Raw genomic sequence first — 18084 nt, 5'->3', positions numbered from 1 at the left:
GCGACCACACCGCCGACCGCGCCCGCACCGACCGGGTCCTGCAGCACGTCGCCGATCCCCTGGCCGCGCTCGGTGAGATCCGCCGGGTCCTGCGACCGGGCGGGCGGCTCGTCATGGGCGAGCGCTCTCCCGGGGCCCTCGACCGCGACGGGCCGCGGCGGCTACTCGGCGACGGCGACGGCGAGGGTCCGCTTGCCGCGACGCAGCACCGCGTACCGGCCGTGCAGCAGGTCCTCCGTGCGCAGCGCGGCGTCCTCGGACTCCACCTTGGCGTTGTTCACGTAGGCGCCGCCCTCGCCGATCGCGCGCCGGGCGGCGGCCTTCGACGCGACCAGGCCCGAGCCCACGAACGCGTCCACCACGAGGTCGCCGGCCTTCGCCGTCGTGCGCGGGAGCTCCGCCACGGCGGCGCCGAGGGTGCCGGCGTCCAACCCCTGCAGCTCGCCGCGGCCGAAGAGGGCCTGGCTCGCCGTGATGACCGCGTCGGTCGCCGCCTGGCCGTGCACCAGGGTGGTGAGGTCGCCGGCGAGCGCCCGCTGCGCCTCGCGGGCGAACGGGCGGTCGGCCACCTCGGCCTCGAGCGCCTCGATCTCCTCCCTGCTCCGGAAGGTGAAGACCTTGAGGTACTTCACGACGTCCGCGTCCGCGGTGTTCAACCAGAACTGGTAGAAGGCGTACGGGCTGGTGAGCTCCGGGTCGAGCCAGACGGCGCCGCCCTCGGACTTGCCCATCTTGGTGCCATCGGCCTTCGTGATGAGGGGCGACGTCAGGGCGTGCACGGCCGCGCCGTCGGTCTTGCGGATCAGCTCGACCCCGGACAGGAGGTTGCCCCACTGGTCGTTGCCGCCGAGCTGGAGCGTGCACCCGTGGCGCTCGTAGAGCTCCCGGTAGTCCATGCCCTGCAGCACCTGGTAGCTGAACTCGGTGTAGCTGATGCCCTCGTCCGAGCGCAGGCGCCGGGCCACGATGTCCTTGCCGAGCATCGTGCCCACCCGGAAGTGCTTCCCGACGTCGCGCAGGAAGTCGATCGCCGACATGGCGCCGGTCCAGTCGAGGTTGTTGACCATGCGCGCTGCAGCCGGGCCCTCGAAGTCGAGGAACGGCTCGATCTGCCCCCGGATGCGCTCGACCCAGCCCGCCACGACGTCGCGGGACTGCATCGAGCGCTCCGTGGTCGGCCGCGGGTCGCCGATCAGGCCCGTGGCGCCGCCGACCAGCGCGAGGGGACGGTGCCCCGCGAGCTGCAGCCGGCGCATGTTCAGCAGCTGGACCATGTGCCCCACGTGCAGGCTCTGCGCCGTCGGGTCGAACCCCGCGTAATAGGTGACGGGTCCCTCGGCCAGCGCAGAACGCAGCGCGGCCTCGTCGGTGGACTGCGCCACCAGGCCTCGCCAGTGCAGCTCGTCGAGAACGTCGGTCACCGTGTGCTCCTCAGGAAGGGGTCAGCGACCCGGTCGGGCCGCCCTCCTAGTGTGCCCGACGCCTACCGCCGCCTGCGCCGTGTTTCCGCGGCACGGTACGCGGAGACGGTGGGCTCGCCCGCGAGCCAGGCCCGCCACGGGAACAGGTCTCCGCGACCGCCCTCGCCGCTCACGCCGACCCGCGGGCCGGTCGCGACCCGGCGCGCCGGGTCCGGCGGCGGCAGCCGCAGCACCAGGCTGCCCTCCGGGTCCGTGACGTCCGCACCGTCGTCGTCCCGGTCGATCGCCAGCGCGACCGTGAGGCGCGCGGGCCCGCGCGCGAGGTCGACGTCGGACCGCGTCACGCCCGCGGCGGCGCGCCGCTCGCGCGCGAGGTCCGCCCCCTCGACGACCTCCCCCGCCCGGAGCAGCACGGCCGAGGCCTGGCCCGGCGGGCTGCACACGACGTTCATGCAGTGGTGCAGCCCCAGGTGCCGGTAGACGTAGACGCGTCCGGGCTCGCCGAACATCGTACGGTTGCGCGCCGTCTCCCCCCGGTAGGCGTGCGAGCCCGGGTCGGCCGTGCCCGCGTACGCCTCGACCTCGGTGATCCGTACGGTGACGACGCCGTCGGGCGTGCGGCGGGTGAGCAGCGCACCGAGCAGGTCCGGCGCGACGACGTGCACGTCGCGCGCGAACCACTCACGCGCCGGCACGACCGTGCCGCGCCCGGAGCCCACGGCGGTCTCCCGCCCGCTTCCCGGCACCGTCAGATCCCGTGCGCCGGCCACGTGACGTGTCCCCACGCGTCCAGGCGCACGTCGGCCCGGCGCGCGGTCCCGTGCGCCGAGTAGAGCCCGCGCTCGGCCGCCATCCAGGCCTTCCAGTGCCCCCGGGCGTCCTCGCCGTCCCGCGCGAGGCCGCGGGTCAGCCGGAGCGCGTCGTCGGACTCGACCCAGACCAGCAGGGTGGAGAAGGCATCGACCCGCGGGTCCCCGGCCCCGCACCCCTCCACGACCAGGTACGGCGCCCTCGGGACGTCGTGCCACTCGGCGTACCGCCCGCTGTCCCAGTCGTAGCGCTGGTAGCGGCCGTCCTCGCCCCGGGCGAGCGGCCCGAGGACCTGCTCGTGCAGCCGCTCGATCCCCGCGGCCAGGCCCGACCAGCCCTCGTACAGGTCGTCCATGTGCACGACCTGCGCGGGCAGCGCGGCTGCGAGCTGCCCGGCCAGGGTCGTCTTGCCCGAGCCGGCCGGCCCGTCCACGACCACGAGACGCGTCCGCTCCCCCGGCTTCTCCGCGCCCGGTCCGGGCAGGCGTGCGTCCGAGCGCCGCACGCGCGCCACGAGCGCGCTCAGCACGTCCTCGCGCACCGTCATCGTGTCCTGTCCTTCCCCGCCGTCGTCGCCCTGCCGGTCACCCGACCCTGCACCCTACGACGACGCGCGGCGGGCACGAGACGGTGTCCCGGACCCGCCGCGCGGTGCGCCCCACGCTCAGCTGTCCGCCCAGATGCGGAACTCCGCCGAGCGCTCCTTCGCGGCCTCCACCTGCTCGACGACCCGCGCCGGCGCCGTACCGCCGACGCCGTCGCGCGACGCCACGGACCCCTCGACGCTCAGCACCTCGCGCACGCCCGGCGTCAGGTGCTCCGAGACCGCGGCGAGGTCGGCGTCCGAGAGGTCCCAGAGCTCGATGCCGCGCTCCTCGCAGACCCGGACGCACGCGCCCGCGACCTCGTGCGCGACGCGGAACGGCACGCCCTGCCGCACGAGCCACTCGGCGATGTCGGTGGCCAGCGAGAAGCCCTGCGGGGCGAGCTCGGCCATCCGCGCCGTGTCGAACGTGAGGGTGCGGACCATCCCGGCGAACGCGGGCAGCAGCACGGTGAGGGTGGAGACCTGGTCGAAGACCGGCTCCTTGTCCTCCTGGAGGTCGCGGTTGTACGCCAGCGGCAGGCCCTTGAGCGTGGTGAGCAGCCCCGTGAGGTCGCCCACGAGCCGGCCGGCCTTGCCGCGGGCGAGCTCCGCGATGTCCGGGTTCTTCTTCTGCGGCATGATGCTCGACCCCGTGGACCACGCGTCGTCCAGCCGCACGAAGCCGAACTCCTTCGTGTTCCAGAGGATGATCTCCTCGCTCAGCCGGGACAGGTCGATGCCGACCATCGCGGACACGAACGCGAACTCCGCGACGACGTCGCGCGCGGAGGTGCCGTCGATCGAGTTCTCCACCGGGCCGTCGAAGCCCAGCTCCGTCGCGACCGCCGACGGGTCCAGGCCCAGCGACGAGCCCGCGAGCGCCCCGGACCCGTAGGGCGAGCGCGCCGCGCGCACGTCCCAGTCGACCAGCCGGTCGACGTCGCGCAGCAGCGGCCACGCGTGCGCCAGCAGCTGGTGCGCCAGCAGCACCGGCTGCGCGTGCTGCAGGTGCGTGCGGCCCGGCATGACGGCCTCGCCCGCCTCCTCCGCCTGCACGATGAGCGCGTCCACGACGTCGAGCACCTGGCGCACGACGACGCGGGCCTGGTCGCGCAGGTACAGCCGCACCAGCGTGGCGATCTGGTCGTTGCGCGAGCGCCCCGCGCGGAGCTTGCCGCCGAGCTCGGCGCCCGCGCGCTCGATGAGGCCGCGCTCGAGGGCCGTGTGCACGTCCTCGTCGCCGAGCACGGGGAGGAACGCCCCGGACTCGACGTCGGCGAGCAGCACGTCGAGCGCCTCGAGCATGCCGGTCAGCTCATCGTCGGTGAGCAGACCGGCGGCGTGCAGCACGCGGGCGTGCGCCCGGGAGCCGCGGACGTCGTACGGGGCGAGCACCCAGTCGAAGTGGGTCGACTGGCTCAAGGCCTGCAGCTCCGGCGACGGGCCGCCGGCGAACCGGCCGCCCCACAGCGACACGTTGTCGCCCTGCGTCGTCACCGTCCCGTCCGGACCCGTGCCCCCGGCGCCGTCGGCCGGCGTGACCTCCGACCCCACGTCAGAGCTCCCCGGTGCCGAAGTCCACGCCGTTGCCGAACTTCTCGTCGCGGGCCGCGGCCTGCTTGGCGGCGAGGCCGTAGATCTCGATGAAGCCCCGGGCGTGCGACTGGTCGAACGAGTCGCCCTCGTCGTAGGTGGCGAGGTTGAAGTCGTACAGGCTGGACTCCGACCTGCGCCCCGTCACGGTGGCGCGACCGCCGTGCAGCACCATGCGGATGTCGCCGGAGACGTACTTCTGGGTCTCGTCGACGAAGGTGTCGAGGTTCTTCTTCAGCGGGGAGAACCACATGCCGTCGTAGACCAGCTCGGTCCAGCGCTGCTCGACCTGCCGCTTGAAGCGGGCCTGCTCGCGCTCGAGCGTGACGTTCTCCAGCTCCTGGTGCGCGGCGATGAGCGCGATCGCGCCGGGCGCCTCGTAGATCTCGCGGGACTTGATGCCCACGAGGCGGTCCTCGACGATGTCGATCCGGCCCACGCCCTGGGCCCCGGCCCGGCGGTTCATCTCCTGGATGGCCTGCAGCGGGGTCACGGCCACGCCGTCGAGCGCGACCGGCACGCCCTGGTCGAAGGTGATGACGACCTCGTCGGCGACCGGCGGGAACGTCGGGTCGTCGGTGTAGGAGTAGACGTCCTTGGTGGGCTCGTTCCAGATGTCCTCGAGGAAGCCCGTCTCCACGGCGCGGCCCCACACGTTCTGGTCGATCGAAAACGGGTTCTTCTTGGTGGTCGCGATCGGCAGATCGTGCCGCTCGGCGTAGTCGATGGCCTTCTCGCGCGTGAGCGCGAGGTCGCGCACCGGGGCGATGGACTTCAGGTCGGGGGCGAGCGACGTCGTCGCGACCTCGAAGCGGACCTGGTCGTTGCCCTTGCCGGTGCAGCCGTGCGCGACCGTCGTCGCGCCGAACTGGCGGGCGGCGCGCACGAGGTGCTTGACGATCACCGGGCGGGAGATCGCGGAGACCAGCGGGTAGCGGTCGAGGTACATGCCGTTGGCCTTGAGCGCGGGCATGCAGTACTCCGCCGCGAACTCGTCGCGCGCGTCGGCGACGTACGCCTCGACGGCGCCGCAGTCGAGCGCGCGCTTGCGGATGACGTTCATGTCCTCGCCGCCCTGGCCGACGTCGACGGCCACGGCGACGACCTCGGCCCCGGTGGCCTCGGCGATCCAGCCGATGGCCACGGAGGTGTCCAGGCCGCCCGAGTAGGCGAGCACGACGCGATCAGTCATCACAGTTCTCTTTCTTGCGAGGGGTTCGGGTCAAGTCTGGCAGTGCGGGTCCGCGGGGGCCACGGCCCGCTGTCGAGCAGGTCCGGTCAGGGCCCGGTCAGCTCGAGGAAGCGGCGCGCGAGCTCGTCGCCGCCGAGCGGGTCGCGGGCGATCACGAGGATCGTGTCGTCGCCCGCGATGGAGCCGAGGACGCCCGGGAATACCGAGTGGTCGATCGCGGACGCGAGATAGTTGGCCGCGCCGGGCGGCGTGCGCAGCACCACGAGGTTGGCGGACGCCTCCGCCGACACGAGCAGGTCGTTGCAGAGCCGGGCGAGGCGGGCGGCGACGTACTCGACGTCGTGCTCCCCCACCCCCGCGGCCTGCACGCTGCGGTCGCCGCCCTCGCCCGGCACGGCGTAGACGAGGGCGCCGGCCGCGTTGCGCACCTTCTCGGCCCGCAGCTCGATGAGGTCGCGCGACAGCGTCCCCTGCGTGACGCTGACGCCCGCGTCGGCGAGCTCGCGGGCCAGCTCGGCCTGCGAGTGGATCGCCGTGCGCCGCACGATCTCGACGATCCGCGCGTGCCGCGCCGCCTTCGTCGTCGGGCCCGCGGCCTGGCCCGACGGCTGCCCGACCACCCCGTCTGTCGCGCTCATCGGTGCTCCAGCAGCCAGGTGAGCAGCGCCTTCTGCGCGTGCAGGCGGTTCTCCGCCTCGTCCCAGACGACGGACGCGGGGCCGTCGATCACCTCGGCGGTGACCTCCTTGCCCCGGTAGGCGGGCAGGCAGTGCAGGAAGATCGCGTCGTCGGCCGCGACGGCCAGCAGCTCGTCGTCGACGCGGTAGGCGTCGAGGGCGGCGAGCCGCTCGGCCGCCTCGTCCTCGTCGCCCATCGAGACCCAGGTGTCCGCGGCGACGACGTCGGCCCTGGTGACGGCGGCCCGGACGTCGGTCGTGACGGTCACCGAGCCGCCGGTCGTGGCGGCGATCTCCCGGGCGCGCTCGACGACGTCGGCGGGCGGGAGGTAGCCCTCGGGCCCGGCGACGGCGACGTGCAGGCCGGCGGTGACGCCGCCGAGCAGGTACGACGCGGCCATGTTGTTGCCGGCGTCCCCCACGTACGCCAGGCGCTGCCCGGGCAGGGCGGAGATGCCGCCGCGGTGCTGCGCGACCGTGAGCAGGTCGGCGAGGATCTGGCACGGGTGGAAGCCGTCGGTGAGCGCGTTGACCACGGGCACCCGCGAGACGGCCGCCATCTCGTCGATCCGCTCCTGGCCGAACGTGCGCCACACGATGGCGGACACCTGGCGGTCGAGCACCCGCGTCACGTCGGCGACGGACTCGCGCACGCCCACCTGGGCGAGGCGGCCGTCCACGATCACCGGGAAGCCGCCGAGCTCGGCGATCCCCGTCGAGAACGAGACCTGCGTGCGCAGCGTCGGCTTGTCGAACAGCACGGCCACGCCCTGCGGGCCCGCGAGCGGCGAGCGCACGAACCGGTCCTCCCGGAACGCCATGCCGAGCTCGAGGACCTCGCGCTGCTCGTCCGGGGTGAGGTCGTCGTCGCGGAGGAAGTGGCGGGGCATCAGGGCTCCTGGGTCTCTGGCTCGGAGGGCGTGTCGGCGACGGTGACCGCGGCGAAGAACCGGGCGGCGTCGCGCGCCTGGTCGGTCGTGAGGGTCAGCGGCGGGGCGAGGCGGATCGCGTCCGGGGCCACGGCGTTGACGACGAAGCCGGCCTCGAGGGCCGCCGCCGCGACGTCGGCCGCGACGGGCCGGGTGAGCCGGACCGCGAGCAGGAGGCCCCGGCCGCGCACGCCGGCGACGAGCGGGTTGCCCGCCGCCTCGATCCCGGTCCGCAGCTCCTCGCCGACCCGGCGGGCGTTCTCCAGCAGGCCGTCGCGCTCGATGACGCCGAGCGTCGCGAGGCCTGCGGCCGCCGCGACGGGGTTGCCGCCGAACGTGGTGCCGTGCTGGCCGCGGCCGAGCAGGGTCGCCGCGCGCTCCCCGAACGCGATCGCGGCCCCCACGGGGAAGCCGCCGCCCAGCCCCTTGGCCACGGTGACGACATCGGGCACCACGCCGCCGCCGATCTCCGGCTGCTGGAACGCGAACCAGGAGCCCGTGCGACCGACGCCCGTCTGGACCTCGTCGAGCACGAGCAGCGCGCCCGCCTCGGCGGTGAGCCGGCGGGCGTGCGCCAGGTATCCCGGGGGCAGGGGCCGCACGCCCGCCTCGCCCTGCAGCGGCTCGACGACGAGCGCCGCGACGCCGCCCCGCTCCGCGACCGCGGCCGGGGAGAACGCCTCGTCGAGGGCGGCGGTGTCGCCGAACGGGACGTGCTCGACGCCGCCGGGCAGGGGCTCGAACGGCTCGCGGTACGCGGCCTTGGCGGTGAGGGCGAGGGCGCCCATCGAGCGGCCGTGGAAGCCGCCCTCGAGGGCCAGGACCCGGGTCCGGGTGCCGTCGGCCCCGGCCCCGTCGGAACGGTTGCGGCGCGCCATCTTGAACGCCGCCTCGACCGCCTCGGTGCCCGAGTTCGTGAAGAACACCCGGGACCCCTCGGGCGCGCCGGCGAGCTGCAAGAGCCGCTCGGCCAGCCCGATCTGCGTGGGCGTGGCGAAGAAGTTCGACACGTGCCCGAGGGTGCCGAGCTGCGCGCTGATCGCGGCCGTGAGGGTGGGGTGGGCGTGGCCGAGCGCGTTGACCGCGATCCCGGCGAGCAGGTCGAGGTAGCGGCGGCCGTCGGCGTCCCACACGTACGCGCCCTCGCCGCGCACCAGCACGCGCTGCGGCGGGCCGAAGGTGTCCATCACCGCGTGGGAGTAGCGGTCGGTCCAGGCGGCGTTCGAGGCGTCGGCGAGGGCGCCTCCGCTCACGGACTGCAGGGTGTCGCTCACGCGCCCGCCTCCTTGCTCGTCGCTGCCGGTGCGGGCACGACCATGGTGCCGTTGCCGCGGGTGGTGAAGACCTCCAGGAGCACGGAGTGCGGCTGGCGGCCGTCGATCACGGTGGCGCGCGGCACGCCGCCCTGGACGGCGCGCAGGCACGCCTCCATCTTGGGCACCATGCCGGACGTGAGGCTCGGCAGGAGCGCCGCGAGGTCCGGCGCGGAGATCTCCTCGACGAGGGAGTCCTTGTCCGGCCACGAGGTGTACAGCCCCTCGACGTCGGTGAGCATGATGAGCTTGCTCGCGCCGAGCGCCACCGCGAGCGCGGAGGCGGCCGTGTCGGCGTTGATGTTGAGCACCTGGGTCGGGTCGTCCACGTCGGGCGCGACCGTCGACACGACCGGGATGCGGCCGGCGTCGAGCAGGTCCTGCACCGCCCCGGCGTCCACCTGGACGACGTCACCCACCAGGCCGACGTCCACCGGCTCGCCGTCGACGACGGCGTGGCGCCGCGCGGCGCGGAACAGCCCGGCGTCCTCCCCCGACATCCCGACGGCGTGCGGGCCGTGAGCGTTGATGAGGCCCACGAGCTCGCGCGAGACCTGGCCGGTGAGCACCATGCGCACCACGTCCATCGCCTCGGGCGTGGTGACCCGCAGGCCGCCGCGGAACTCGCTGTGGATGTCCAGGCGCTCCAGCATGGCGTTGATCTGCGGGCCGCCGCCGTGCACGACGACGGGCCGCAGGCCCACCTGGCGCAGGAAGACCATGTCCTGGGCGAACGCGGCCTTGAGCTCGTCGTCGATCATCGCGTTGCCGCCGTACTTGACGACGACCAGCGCGCCCGCGAACTCCTGGAGCCACGGGAGCGCCTCGAGGAGCACCTCGGCCTTCTGCTCGGGCGCGAGCCCGTTCACGACGTCGCTGCTCATGAGCTGTACGCGCTGTTCTCGTGGACGTACGCGTGGGTGAGGTCGTTGGTCCACAGCGTGACCTCGGCGTCGCCGGCGTGCAGGTCGATCGTGATCGACACGTCACGCGACGCGGCGAGGTCGACGTTCTCCGGGGACTCGTGCGCCCCGCCCGCCTTGCACACCATGACGCCGTTGACGCTGACGTCGAGCTCCAGCGGGTCGAACGGCGCGACCTCCTCGGGGACCGTGCCGACCTGCGAGAGGATGCGGCCCCAGTTGGGGTCGTTGCCGAAGATCGCGGCCTTGACCAGGTTGGACCGGCTCACGGCCCGGGCCACGGCCAGTCCGGCGTCCTCGGTCGTCGCGTGCGTGACCGTGATGGCGATGTCGTGGGACGCGCCCTCCGCGTCGGCCACGAGCTGGCGCGCGAGGTCGGCGCAGACGGCGGTCACCGCCTCGGCGAACGCGGCGTCGTCCGGCGTCGCGCCGGACGCGCCCGACGCCATGAGCACCACGGTGTCGGAGGTCGACATGCAGCCGTCGGAGTCGACGCGGTCGAACGTCGTGCGGGTCGCCGCGCGCAGCGCCGCGTCCGTGGTCCCGGCGTCCACGACGGCGTCCGTCGTGATGACGCAGAGCATCGTGGCGAGCGCCGGAGCGAGCATGCCCGCGCCCTTGGCCATCCCGCCCACCGTCACGGTGCCGGACGGCGTCTCGATCGTGCGCACCGCGGTCTTCGGGACGGAGTCCGTCGTCATGATGGCCGTGGCCGCGCTCACGCCCGACACCTCGTCCGGCCCCAGCGCCGCCGCCGCGACCGGGATCCCGGCGAGCAGCTTCTCCGCCGCGAGCCGCACGCCGATGAGGCCGGTCGAAGCCACGAGGACGTCGATCGCGCCGATCCCGAGCACCTCGGCGACCTTCTCCGCCGTGGCGTGCGAGTCCTGGAACCCGCCCGGGCCGGTGCACACGTTCGCGGCGCCCGAGTTCAGCACGACGGCGCGCGCGACCCCGTCCTTGATCGCCTGGCGCGACCACATCACCGGCGCGCCGACCACGCGGTTGCTCGTGAAGACGGCGGCGGCCGCGTGCTGCGGGCCGTCGTTGACGACCAGGGCGAGGTCGGGGGTGCCGGAGGCCTTGAGGCCGGCCGTGATCCCGGCGGCCCGGAACCCCTTCGCTGCGGTCACGCTCACGGTGCGACTCCTTCGGTGACGAGGCCGGCCGTCTCCGGCAGGCCGAGGGCGAGGTTCATGGCCTGGACCGCCTGGCCGGCGGTGCCCTTGACCAGGTTGTCGAGGGCGGTGACGGTCACGACGCGTCCGGCGGCGGCGTCGAGCGCGACCTGCACGAGGGCGGTGTTGGCGCCGAGCGTGGCGGAGGTCGTCGGCCACTGTCCCTCCGGGAGGAGCTCGACGAACGGCTCGTCCGCGTAGGCCTCGGCCCAGGCGGCGCGGACGTCGGCGGCCGTGGCGTCCTCGCGCCCCGGCGCGAGGCGAGCGGTCACCGTGGCGAGGATGCCGCGCGACATCGGCACGAGCGTCGGGGTGAAGCTGATCGACACCTGCGGCGCCCCGGCGGTGCGCAGGTTCTGCGCGATCTCCGGGATGTGCCGGTGCGTGCCGCCGACGGCGTACGGCGCCGCGGAGCCGAGGCCCTCGGCGGCGAGCAGGTGCGGCTTGAGCGACCGGCCCGCGCCCGAGTACCCGTTGGCGAGGACGGCGACCACGTCGTCCGGGCTGACCAGCCCGGCGGCGACGCCGGGCTGCAGCCCCAGCGTGACGGCCGTGACGTTGCACCCCGGCACGGCGACCCGGCGCGCGCCGGCGAGGTGGTCGCGCTGCGTCCCGGTGACCGAGCCGACGCCGTCGGCGTGGATCAGCTCGGGCAGGCCGTAGGGCCAGGTGCCCGCGTGGGCGGTGCCGTAGAACTGCTCCCAGTCGGCGGCGGACGCGAGGCGGTGGTCGGCGCCGAGGTCGAGCACGAGGACGTCGTCGGGCAGCTGCGCGGCGATCTCGCCGGACGCGCCGTGCGGCAGCCCGAGGACGACGACGTCGTGGCCCGCGAGCGCCTCGGGCGTGGTGGGCTCGAGCACACGGTCGGCGAGCGAGCGCAGGTGCGGCTGGTGCGCGCCGAGCCGCGTCCCGGCGTTCGAGTGCGCGGTGAGCGCCCCGACCTCCAGCGCGGGGTGACGCGCCGCGAGGCGCAGGAACTCGCCCCCGGCGTACCCGGAGGCACCGGCGACGGCGACACGGAACGTGCGCGACTCAGTGCTGACCATATGCAGCACTATACATACCTATGCAGTGAGCAGGAACCTGTTCCTCGCGCGCCGGGTGCCGCGAATCAGTCCACCAGCGGCAGGTACATCACGTGCAGCCCCACGTAGCCGTGCGCCGGGCTGCGGAAGGCGCCCGGCACCGTGCCGACGACCTCGAACCCGAGCGCCCGCCACAGGTGCACCGCGGCCTCGTTCGACTCCACCACCGCGTTGAACTGGATGCCGCGGTAGCCGTGCTCGCGGTGCCACGCCACGGCGTGCTCGCCGAGCGCCCGGCCCACCCCGAGCCCGCGCGCGGCGGGCGACACCATGAACGACGCCGTGCCCACGTGGTCGCCGTGGCCCGGCCGGTTCGGCCCCATCTTGGCCGTGCCCAGCAGCGTCCCGTCGGCACCCGCCGCCACGACCGTCGCGCCCGGGGCGCGCTCCATCCAGATCTCCCGCGCCTGCTCGCTCGTGAGGTCCAGCGGGTAGACGTACGTCTCGCCCTCCCGCACCACCGCCTCGACGATCGGCCACAGGGCCGGCCAGTCGTCGTCGGTCGCGGGACGGATCATGAACGGGGCGCGGGTGTCTCGGGTCACGGCCGAAGCATAGGGTCGGACGCATGCACGCAGTCGTGGCCCGCGCGGCGGGTGGTCCCGAGGTCCTGGAGTACGTCGAGCAGCCCGACCCCGCGCCAGGCGCGGGCGAGCTCCTCGTCCGCGTCGCCGCGGCGGGGGTCAACTTCATCGACACCTACCGCCGAGCAGGCGTGTACCCCATGACGTACCCGCACGTCGTCGGCGTCGAGGGCGCCGGCACGATCGAGGCGCTCGGCGACGGCGTGACGGGCTTCGCCGTCGGCGACGAGGTGGCCTGGAACGAGGCGCCCGGCTCGTACGCCGAGCTCGCCGTCGTCCCGGCCGCCAACGCCGTGCGCGTCCCCGCGGGCCTCGATCTCGTCACCGCTGCCGCGCTGCCGCTGCAGGGGATGACGGCGCACTACCTCGTCGCCTCGACGTTCGAGGTCGGGCCTGGGCACGACGTCCTGCTCACGGCCGGCGCCGGCGGCGTCGGCCTGCTCGCCACCCAGCTCGCGGCGTCCCGCGGCGGGCGGGTCGTCACCACCGTGTCCTCGCCCGAGAAGGCCGCACTGTCGTCCGCGGCCGGCGCCGCGCACACCGTCGACTACGCGGCGATGGACGACATCGCGACCGAGCTGCCCGCCGTCGTGCGCGACCTCACCGACGGGCGCGGCGTGCACGTCGCGTACGACGGCGTGGGCCGGGCCACCTTCGACGCGTCGCTCGCGTCGCTGCGCCCGCGCGGCACCCTCGTGCTCTTCGGAGGGGCCTCCGGGCAGGTGCCGCCGTTCGACCCGCAGCGCCTCAACTCCGGCGGCTCGCTCTACCTCACCCGGCCGACGCTGGCGCACTACATCCAGACGCGGGGTGAGCTCGAGTGGCGAGCGGCCGAGGTCCTGGGCGCGGCCGCCGCGGGCGACCTGGACGTCCGGATCGGCGCGAGGCTCCCGCTCGCGGACGCGGCGCAGGCGCACCGCGACCTGGAGGGGCGCGCCACGACGGGCAAGGTCCTCCTGGTCCCCTGAGCCTCCGCGCCCGCGGCGGGCCCGTCAGCCCGCCGTCGGGCTCGAGACGTGCCAGCGGTGGCCGTAGGGGTCCACGACCCACGCGCTGCGCCAGCCCTCCTCGGGCCCGTCGTCGACCCCGCGCTCGAGCCGGGCCCCGCCGTCGACGAGGTGCGCGACGAACACGTCGGCGTCCTCCACCTCGATCGCCAGCGACACCGACCACCCGCCGAGCGTCGCGGGGCTGTGCACGCGCAGCGGCTCCCACTCGTCGGCCAGGTAGACCGTCGCGCCGCCGATGGCGAGCTCCGCGTGCCCGACGACGCCGTCCTCCTCGATCCGGAAGCGTTCCTGCGCACCGAAGGCGCTGCGGTAGTAGTCGATCGCCTCGGCCGCGCCCCGCACGGCGAGGTACGGGACGACGGTCGCGGGGGTCGACCCGCCGCGACCGGGCGGCGCGATCCTGTCGGGTTCCATGACGACAGCCTGGTGCGCGCGGGGCCCGCCCGCTAGTCTCTTGACATCAAGAGACTTGATATCGAGAGGAAACGTCGTGGCCGACTGGTCCCCCACCGCCTACCTGCGCTACACCGACGAGCGGTCGCGCCCCTTCGGCGAGCTGGTCGCGCGCGTCGTGCGCGACCCGGCGAGCATCGTCGACCTGGGCTGCGGCCCGGGCCACCTCACCCCCGTGCTGCGCGAGCGGTGGCCGGAGGCCGCGTTCGTGGGGCTCGACGCCTCCTCCGCGATGATCGAGACCGCGCGCGGCGCGGACCCCGGGAGCCGCTACGAGCTCGCCGACGTGCGCGACCACGCCGCCGGACGGAGCTCCGTCCCCGAGGCCGACCTGGTGATCAGCAACGCCACCCTCCAGTGGGTGCCCGGGCACCGCGAGCTGCTGCCGGCGCTCGCCGCCACGGCCCGGCAGACCTTCGCGTTCTCCGTCCCCGGCAACCACGACGCCCCGAGCCACCGCACCCTGCGCGAGGTCGCCGGGCGCGCACCGTACGCCGACGTCGTCGGGCCGGTCGAACGCCGCGCGGTCGGCGACCCCGCCGAGTACCTCGAGCTCCTGTCCGGGCCCGGCTGGTCGGTCGACGCCTGGGAGACGACGTACACGCACGTGCTGGACGGCGACGACCCCGTCCTGCGGTGGATCTCGGCGACCGGCGCCCAGCCGGTGCTGCACGCGCTCGACGCGCACGACGCCGCGCACGGCACCGACCTGCGCGCACGGTTCGACGCCGAGCTCGGCGCCGCCCTGCGCGAGGCCTACCCGAGCCGCCCGTTCGGCACCCCCCTGGCGTTCCGGCGCGTCTTCGCGGTCGCCACGCGGACGGCCTGACGGCGCCCGGCGCGCACGGTCGTAGGCTCGCGCCGTGACCGACACCACCCACCCGATCCGCATCGGGGTCCAGCTCCAGCCCCAGCACGCCGACTACGCCCAGCTGCGCGACGCCGTCCGCCGCGCCGAGGACGCCGGCGTCGACGTGATCTTCAACTGGGACCACTTCTTCCCGCTCACCGGCGACCCGGACGGCACGCACTACGAGTGCTGGACCATGCTCGGCGCGTGGGCCGAGCAGACGGAGCGCGTCGAGATCGGCGCCCTGGTCAGCTGTAACTCGTACCGCAACCCCGACCTGCTCGCGGACATGGCCCGCACGGTCGACCACATCAGCGGCGGCCGGCTGATCCTCGGCATCGGGGCCGGCTGGTTCGCCAAGGACTACGAGCAGTTCGGCTACGAGTTCGGCACGGCAGGCTCGCGCATCGCCGACCTGGGGGCGGCGCTCCCCCGGATCACGGCGCGCCTCGCGGCCGGCAACCCCGCCCCGACCCGCCGCATCCCGATCCTCGTCGGCGGCGGGGGCGAGAAGAAGACGCTGCGCCTGGTGGCCGAGCACGCCGACGTCTGGCATTCCTTCGGCGACGTCGACACCCTGACCCGCAAGTCCGCGATCCTCGACGAGCACGGGGACGCCGTCGGCCGGGACACGGGTCGCCTCGTGGAGCGGTCGGTCGGCGTCGGCGCCCCGCCCGAGGAGGTCGGGCAGAAGCTGCTCGACGCCGGGGCCACGCTGTTCACGATCGGCACGAGCGGGCCGGACTACGACCTGTCGCTGGTCGAGCAGTGGGTGCGCTGGCGCGACGAGCGTCAGGGCTGATCGTCGGGCGTCGCGGCGCCGAGCGCCACGAGCAGGCTCGCCAGCGCGAGAGCCGGCACGACGCTCGGCCTGCGGCGGTGGCGCCGCACGACCGCTGCTCCGTCAGCAGCCGGCGCCGCTCGGCGGGCGGCGACGGCGACGCGGACGGCGACGCGGACACGGAGGGCGACGGGGGCACGGGCGCGCCGGACGGGTCGACCACCGTGGCCCCCGGTGTCACGGGCTCGTCCCCCGGCTGGACGGACGCCGCCGGTGCGACGCCCGCGGCGAGCACCGCGTGCACGCCGACGACCGCTCCGAGGATGCGCACGCGCGTCGTGCGCACCATGCCGCCTCCGCTCCCCCCGGCCCGCGCCCCGGTGGCCCGGTCCTCGTGACCGGGCCGGCACCATCGCCACGTCGGACGCTACTCCCGCCCGCCCTCGTCCGGCGAGAGATGGCGGGACGGTGCCCGGGGCCGCGCGATCCGGCTCAGAACGACGAGGCGTCCACCGCGAAGACGGAGCGGCGCCCCGGGTACTCGCTGAGGCTCCACAGCGCGTCGCGCGTCGGGTCGTAGGAGAGGTCCTCCGGCCCGGGCGGGAACGCGTTGCCGTGGCGGGTGGTCGCGGACGCCCCCGGCCGCCAGGTGTGGAGGTCCCCCTCGGAGTTCGGGTCCGAGAAGTCGCTGCCGTCGCTCTGGGAGAAGAAGAACTCGCCGTCGATCGCCGTCGAGCCCTGCACCGACTCGAGGTCCGTGCGGTAGGCCTCCGTCGCCCGGACGACGCCGTCCGACGACTCCCGCAGCAGCCGGTCGGTGTAGTCGATCCCGACCCGCACGGTACGGACGACGTGCCCGTCGGCGACGTCGGCCTTGCTCCGGTACTCGCTGATCACCAGGGAGTCGGGCGAGCTCGTGCGGTCCAGCGCCACCGAGGAGTGCTGCAGCTGGGGGTAGCCGCCGGCCGTCGAGTCGCTGTACTTCGCCACCTGGGGCAGCACGTACTTGTAGTCGAAGGCCCGGTACGACCCGTCGGGCTGCCGACCGACCTTCGTCGGCCCGTCGCCGGTCGTGACCCGCCACAGGTGGTCGAGGTCGAAGACCCGCAGCCCGCCCGTCGTGTCGACCACGTAGAGCAGGTTGCCGTACCAGGCGAGGCCGCCGGCGTGCACGTTCACCGGCTTGAACGACGGCTTGCCGTCCTTGGTGACCGGCTCCGCCAGCAACACGTGCCGGTAGGTCGGCCTCGTCGTCGACGACGTCAGGTTCACCGCGCTGACGCGGCTGCCCTTGGCGACGCCGTCGGACGCGTGGTCGTACCAGCTCGCCATGAGGACGCGCCGGCCCTCGTAGGTGCCGGCGCCGAGCGCGTCGTTGCTCGTGGTGATGCCCTGGGGGTACCAGGCGGTCGTGTCCCGGTCACCGGCGTTCCAGCAGAACGAGGCGACGCGGTGGGTGACGGACGGCGAGCAGGCCGTGCCCGCCCGGTTCCCGTCGTCGACCACCGTGCGCATGCTGACGTTCGGCAGCGCCGCGTCGAGCCCGGAGACGAGCGAGGCGGGGGTGCGGGACAGGGTCCAGCGGAAGTTCCCCGGCGTCAGCTTCGTGATCGCGGCGTCGGCCGGGCCGGCCCCCGCCACGACGGCGGCCGGGGCCAGGAGCCCGAGGACGGCCGCCAGGACGACGAGCGGGGTGCGGACGGTGGGCGTGCGTGGGCGTGCGGTGCGCATAGGACCTCCGTGGTCGTCGCGGCAGGCGCGGCAACCCCACACGGTTGCCGACATGGTTGCCTCCGTACACCCTGCAGGGAGGACCGCCGGGCCGCATCGTGACACGGGGCCGGCCACGGACCGTCAGCGACCGGTGAGCACCGGGCCCAACGGGTCGTCGTCCGCCGCCGGCCGCACCCGCAGCCGCCGCGCGGCGGGGGCCGATGCCTCCCGCGCGAGGCGCACCAGCGACTCGGGGGTGTCGTGCGACGCGCGGACGAACCAGCCGGAGCACCCGTCGAGGTCGCCGCGCGCGAACGCCGCCACGAGGTCGACCGTCCGCTCGACCGGCGTCCACTCCGTCCGCCCCTCGTGGGCGCGCATCGACCCGGTCATGTCCGTCCGCACGACGCCGGGGGCGAGCTCCAGCACGCGCAGGCCCCGGTCGTGCCCGGCCGCGTGCAGCCCGGCGCCGAGGCGCATCAGCGCCGTCTTGCTCGCGTTGTACGCGGTCGCGTCGGCGTTGTCGTGCGATCCGGCACCGCTGTTGAGGTCGACGACCCGCCCGCCGCCGCGCGCCAGCATCCCCGGCACCACGTGGCGGGCCAGCAGGAACGGCCCTCGCACGTTCGTCTCGAGCACCGACCACCACTCGTCGGGGTCGGCCTCCCACAGCGGCACCTCGGCGTCGATGCGGCCGGCGTTGTTGACCAGCAGGTCCACGGAGCCCAGCCCGCCGTCCGCCGGCGGCGCCTCCGCGGCCCGCACGGCTGCCGCCACCGCCGCGGCGTCGGTGACGTCCGCGGGCAGCTCCACGGCCGAGCGACCCAGGTCGCGCACCTCGCGCGCAACCTCGGCCAGGCGGGCGGGATCACGCGCGACGAGCGCGACGTCCAGCCCCGCCCGCGCGAGCCCGAGCGCGAGCGCGCGGCCGATGCCGCGGCTCGCGCCCGTGATCAGCGCGGTGCGGGCCGGGGGGACGGTGCCCC

At 74.7% G+C, this 18084-nt stretch carries 18 protein-coding genes and 1 pseudogene; 4 read left to right on the top strand and 15 right to left on the bottom strand.

Annotated elements, in window-relative coordinates; translation table 11 throughout:
- A pseudogene (locus ACFUVW_RS11345) lies at window positions 1-104 on the top strand (methyltransferase domain-containing protein); the annotation flags it as partial.
- Window positions 105-161: 57 nt separating this feature from the next.
- On the opposite strand, the gene tyrS reads toward ACFUVW_RS11345, so the two are convergent.
- The 12 genes from tyrS to ACFUVW_RS11285 form a co-directional block, all read right to left on the bottom strand.
- Window positions 162-1421 carry a tyrosine--tRNA ligase gene (gene tyrS / locus ACFUVW_RS11340; RefSeq protein WP_430571430.1) on the bottom strand — a complete coding sequence of 420 codons (1260 nt, stop codon included), beginning with the start codon at window positions 1419-1421 and terminating at the stop codon, window positions 162-164.
- A gap of 62 nt (window positions 1422-1483) precedes the next feature.
- Window positions 1484-2167, bottom strand: coding sequence for a DNA-3-methyladenine glycosylase (locus ACFUVW_RS11335; protein WP_430571429.1), 684 nt, complete (start codon window positions 2165-2167; stop codon window positions 1484-1486).
- Window positions 2168-2169: 2 nt separating this feature from the next.
- The gene (locus ACFUVW_RS11330) at window positions 2170-2778 is read right to left on the bottom strand and encodes a uridine kinase (protein ID WP_430571428.1); all 609 of its coding nucleotides are present in this window, start codon (window positions 2776-2778) and stop codon (window positions 2170-2172) included.
- Window positions 2779-2895: 117 nt separating this feature from the next.
- Window positions 2896-4314 (bottom strand): argininosuccinate lyase, encoded by a 1419-nt coding sequence (gene argH, locus ACFUVW_RS11325; RefSeq protein WP_430571431.1) that lies wholly within the window; start codon window positions 4312-4314, stop codon window positions 2896-2898.
- A 58-nt stretch (window positions 4315-4372) separates the two neighbouring features.
- Window positions 4373-5602 (bottom strand): argininosuccinate synthase, encoded by a 1230-nt coding sequence (locus ACFUVW_RS11320; protein ID WP_430571427.1) that lies wholly within the window; start codon window positions 5600-5602, stop codon window positions 4373-4375.
- Between the two features lie 86 nt (window positions 5603-5688).
- Window positions 5689-6240: an arginine repressor gene (locus ACFUVW_RS11315; RefSeq protein ID WP_430571426.1), complete on the bottom strand. Its 552-nt coding sequence runs from the start codon at window positions 6238-6240 to the stop codon at window positions 5689-5691.
- Window positions 6237-7169, bottom strand: a complete 933-nt coding sequence (gene argF, locus ACFUVW_RS11310; protein WP_430571425.1) for an ornithine carbamoyltransferase — start codon at window positions 7167-7169, stop codon at window positions 6237-6239. The genes ACFUVW_RS11315 and argF overlap by 4 nt, the downstream gene beginning before the upstream one ends.
- On the bottom strand, window positions 7169-8482 hold the full coding sequence (locus ACFUVW_RS11305; RefSeq protein WP_430571424.1) for an acetylornithine transaminase: 1314 nt from the start codon (window positions 8480-8482) through the stop codon (window positions 7169-7171). Before ACFUVW_RS11305 ends, argF begins: the two co-directional genes overlap by 1 nt.
- Window positions 8479-9405, bottom strand: coding sequence for an acetylglutamate kinase (gene argB / locus ACFUVW_RS11300; protein ID WP_430571423.1), 927 nt, complete (start codon window positions 9403-9405; stop codon window positions 8479-8481). The genes ACFUVW_RS11305 and argB overlap by 4 nt, the downstream gene beginning before the upstream one ends.
- Window positions 9402-10583, bottom strand: coding sequence for a bifunctional glutamate N-acetyltransferase/amino-acid acetyltransferase ArgJ (gene argJ / locus ACFUVW_RS11295; RefSeq protein WP_430571422.1), 1182 nt, complete (start codon window positions 10581-10583; stop codon window positions 9402-9404). The genes argB and argJ overlap by 4 nt, the downstream gene beginning before the upstream one ends.
- Complete coding sequence (gene argC, locus ACFUVW_RS11290) at window positions 10580-11668, bottom strand: N-acetyl-gamma-glutamyl-phosphate reductase (RefSeq protein WP_430571421.1); 1089 nt, start codon at window positions 11666-11668, stop codon at window positions 10580-10582. Before argC ends, argJ begins: the two co-directional genes overlap by 4 nt.
- 65 nt (window positions 11669-11733) lie before the next feature.
- Window positions 11734-12252: a GNAT family N-acetyltransferase gene (locus ACFUVW_RS11285; protein ID WP_430571420.1), complete on the bottom strand. Its 519-nt coding sequence runs from the start codon at window positions 12250-12252 to the stop codon at window positions 11734-11736.
- Window positions 12253-12275: 23 nt separating this feature from the next.
- On the opposite strand from ACFUVW_RS11285, the gene ACFUVW_RS11280 reads away from it, so the two are divergent.
- Window positions 12276-13259: a quinone oxidoreductase family protein gene (locus ACFUVW_RS11280; protein WP_430571419.1), complete on the top strand. Its 984-nt coding sequence runs from the start codon at window positions 12276-12278 to the stop codon at window positions 13257-13259.
- Between the two features lie 24 nt (window positions 13260-13283).
- On the opposite strand, the gene ACFUVW_RS11275 is transcribed toward ACFUVW_RS11280, so the two are convergent.
- On the bottom strand, window positions 13284-13715 hold the full coding sequence (locus tag ACFUVW_RS11275) for a VOC family protein (protein ID WP_430571418.1): 432 nt from the start codon (window positions 13713-13715) through the stop codon (window positions 13284-13286).
- Between the two features lie 76 nt (window positions 13716-13791).
- Between ACFUVW_RS11275 and ACFUVW_RS11270 the strand changes: the two genes are divergently transcribed.
- Together ACFUVW_RS11270 and ACFUVW_RS11265 are read left to right on the top strand one after the other, a co-directional pair.
- On the top strand, window positions 13792-14583 hold the full coding sequence (locus ACFUVW_RS11270; RefSeq protein WP_430571417.1) for a methyltransferase domain-containing protein: 792 nt from the start codon (window positions 13792-13794) through the stop codon (window positions 14581-14583).
- A 34-nt stretch (window positions 14584-14617) separates the two neighbouring features.
- Window positions 14618-15406 (top strand): LLM class F420-dependent oxidoreductase, encoded by a 789-nt coding sequence (locus ACFUVW_RS11265; RefSeq protein ID WP_430571416.1) that lies wholly within the window; start codon window positions 14618-14620, stop codon window positions 15404-15406.
- Between the two features lie 471 nt (window positions 15407-15877).
- Here the strand turns inward: ACFUVW_RS11265 and ACFUVW_RS11260 are convergent, their stop codons facing one another.
- Both ACFUVW_RS11260 and ACFUVW_RS11255 read right to left on the bottom strand, forming a co-directional pair.
- On the bottom strand, window positions 15878-17116 hold the full coding sequence (locus ACFUVW_RS11260; protein ID WP_430571415.1) for a hypothetical protein: 1239 nt from the start codon (window positions 17114-17116) through the stop codon (window positions 15878-15880).
- Window positions 17117-17239: 123 nt separating this feature from the next.
- A partial coding sequence (locus ACFUVW_RS11255) for an SDR family NAD(P)-dependent oxidoreductase (RefSeq protein WP_430571414.1) occupies window positions 17240-18084 on the bottom strand: 845 nt, incomplete at its 5' end.

Origin of the sequence: Isoptericola sp. NPDC057391 (assembly GCF_042668085.1) — a bacterium.
Taxonomy (GTDB): Bacteria; Actinomycetota; Actinomycetes; order Actinomycetales; family Cellulomonadaceae; genus Isoptericola.
Note: the sequence above shows the minus strand (reverse complement) of the source record. Positions and strands in the feature narration are given on the sequence as shown.

Bases quoted from the DNA above. Each gene is read 5' to 3' on its own strand.
- argF (WP_430571425.1), bottom strand. From the start codon at position 7,169: ATGCCCCGCCACTTCCTCCGCGACGACGACCTCACCCCGGACGAGCAG.
- ACFUVW_RS11315 (WP_430571426.1), bottom strand. From the start codon at position 6,240: ATGAGCGCGACAGACGGGGTGGTCGGGCAGCCGTCGGGCCAGGCCGCG.
- ACFUVW_RS11280 (WP_430571419.1), top strand. From the start codon at position 12,276: ATGCACGCAGTCGTGGCCCGCGCGGCGGGTGGTCCCGAGGTCCTGGAG.
- ACFUVW_RS11275 (WP_430571418.1), bottom strand. From the start codon at position 13,715: ATGGAACCCGACAGGATCGCGCCGCCCGGTCGCGGCGGGTCGACCCCC.
- argB (WP_430571423.1), bottom strand. From the start codon at position 9,405: ATGAGCAGCGACGTCGTGAACGGGCTCGCGCCCGAGCAGAAGGCCGAG.
- ACFUVW_RS11260 (WP_430571415.1), bottom strand. From the start codon at position 17,116: ATGCGCACCGCACGCCCACGCACGCCCACCGTCCGCACCCCGCTCGTC.
- ACFUVW_RS11320 (WP_430571427.1), bottom strand. From the start codon at position 5,602: ATGACTGATCGCGTCGTGCTCGCCTACTCGGGCGGCCTGGACACCTCC.
- argC (WP_430571421.1), bottom strand. From the start codon at position 11,668: ATGGTCAGCACTGAGTCGCGCACGTTCCGTGTCGCCGTCGCCGGTGCC.
- ACFUVW_RS11330 (WP_430571428.1), bottom strand. From the start codon at position 2,778: ATGACGGTGCGCGAGGACGTGCTGAGCGCGCTCGTGGCGCGCGTGCGG.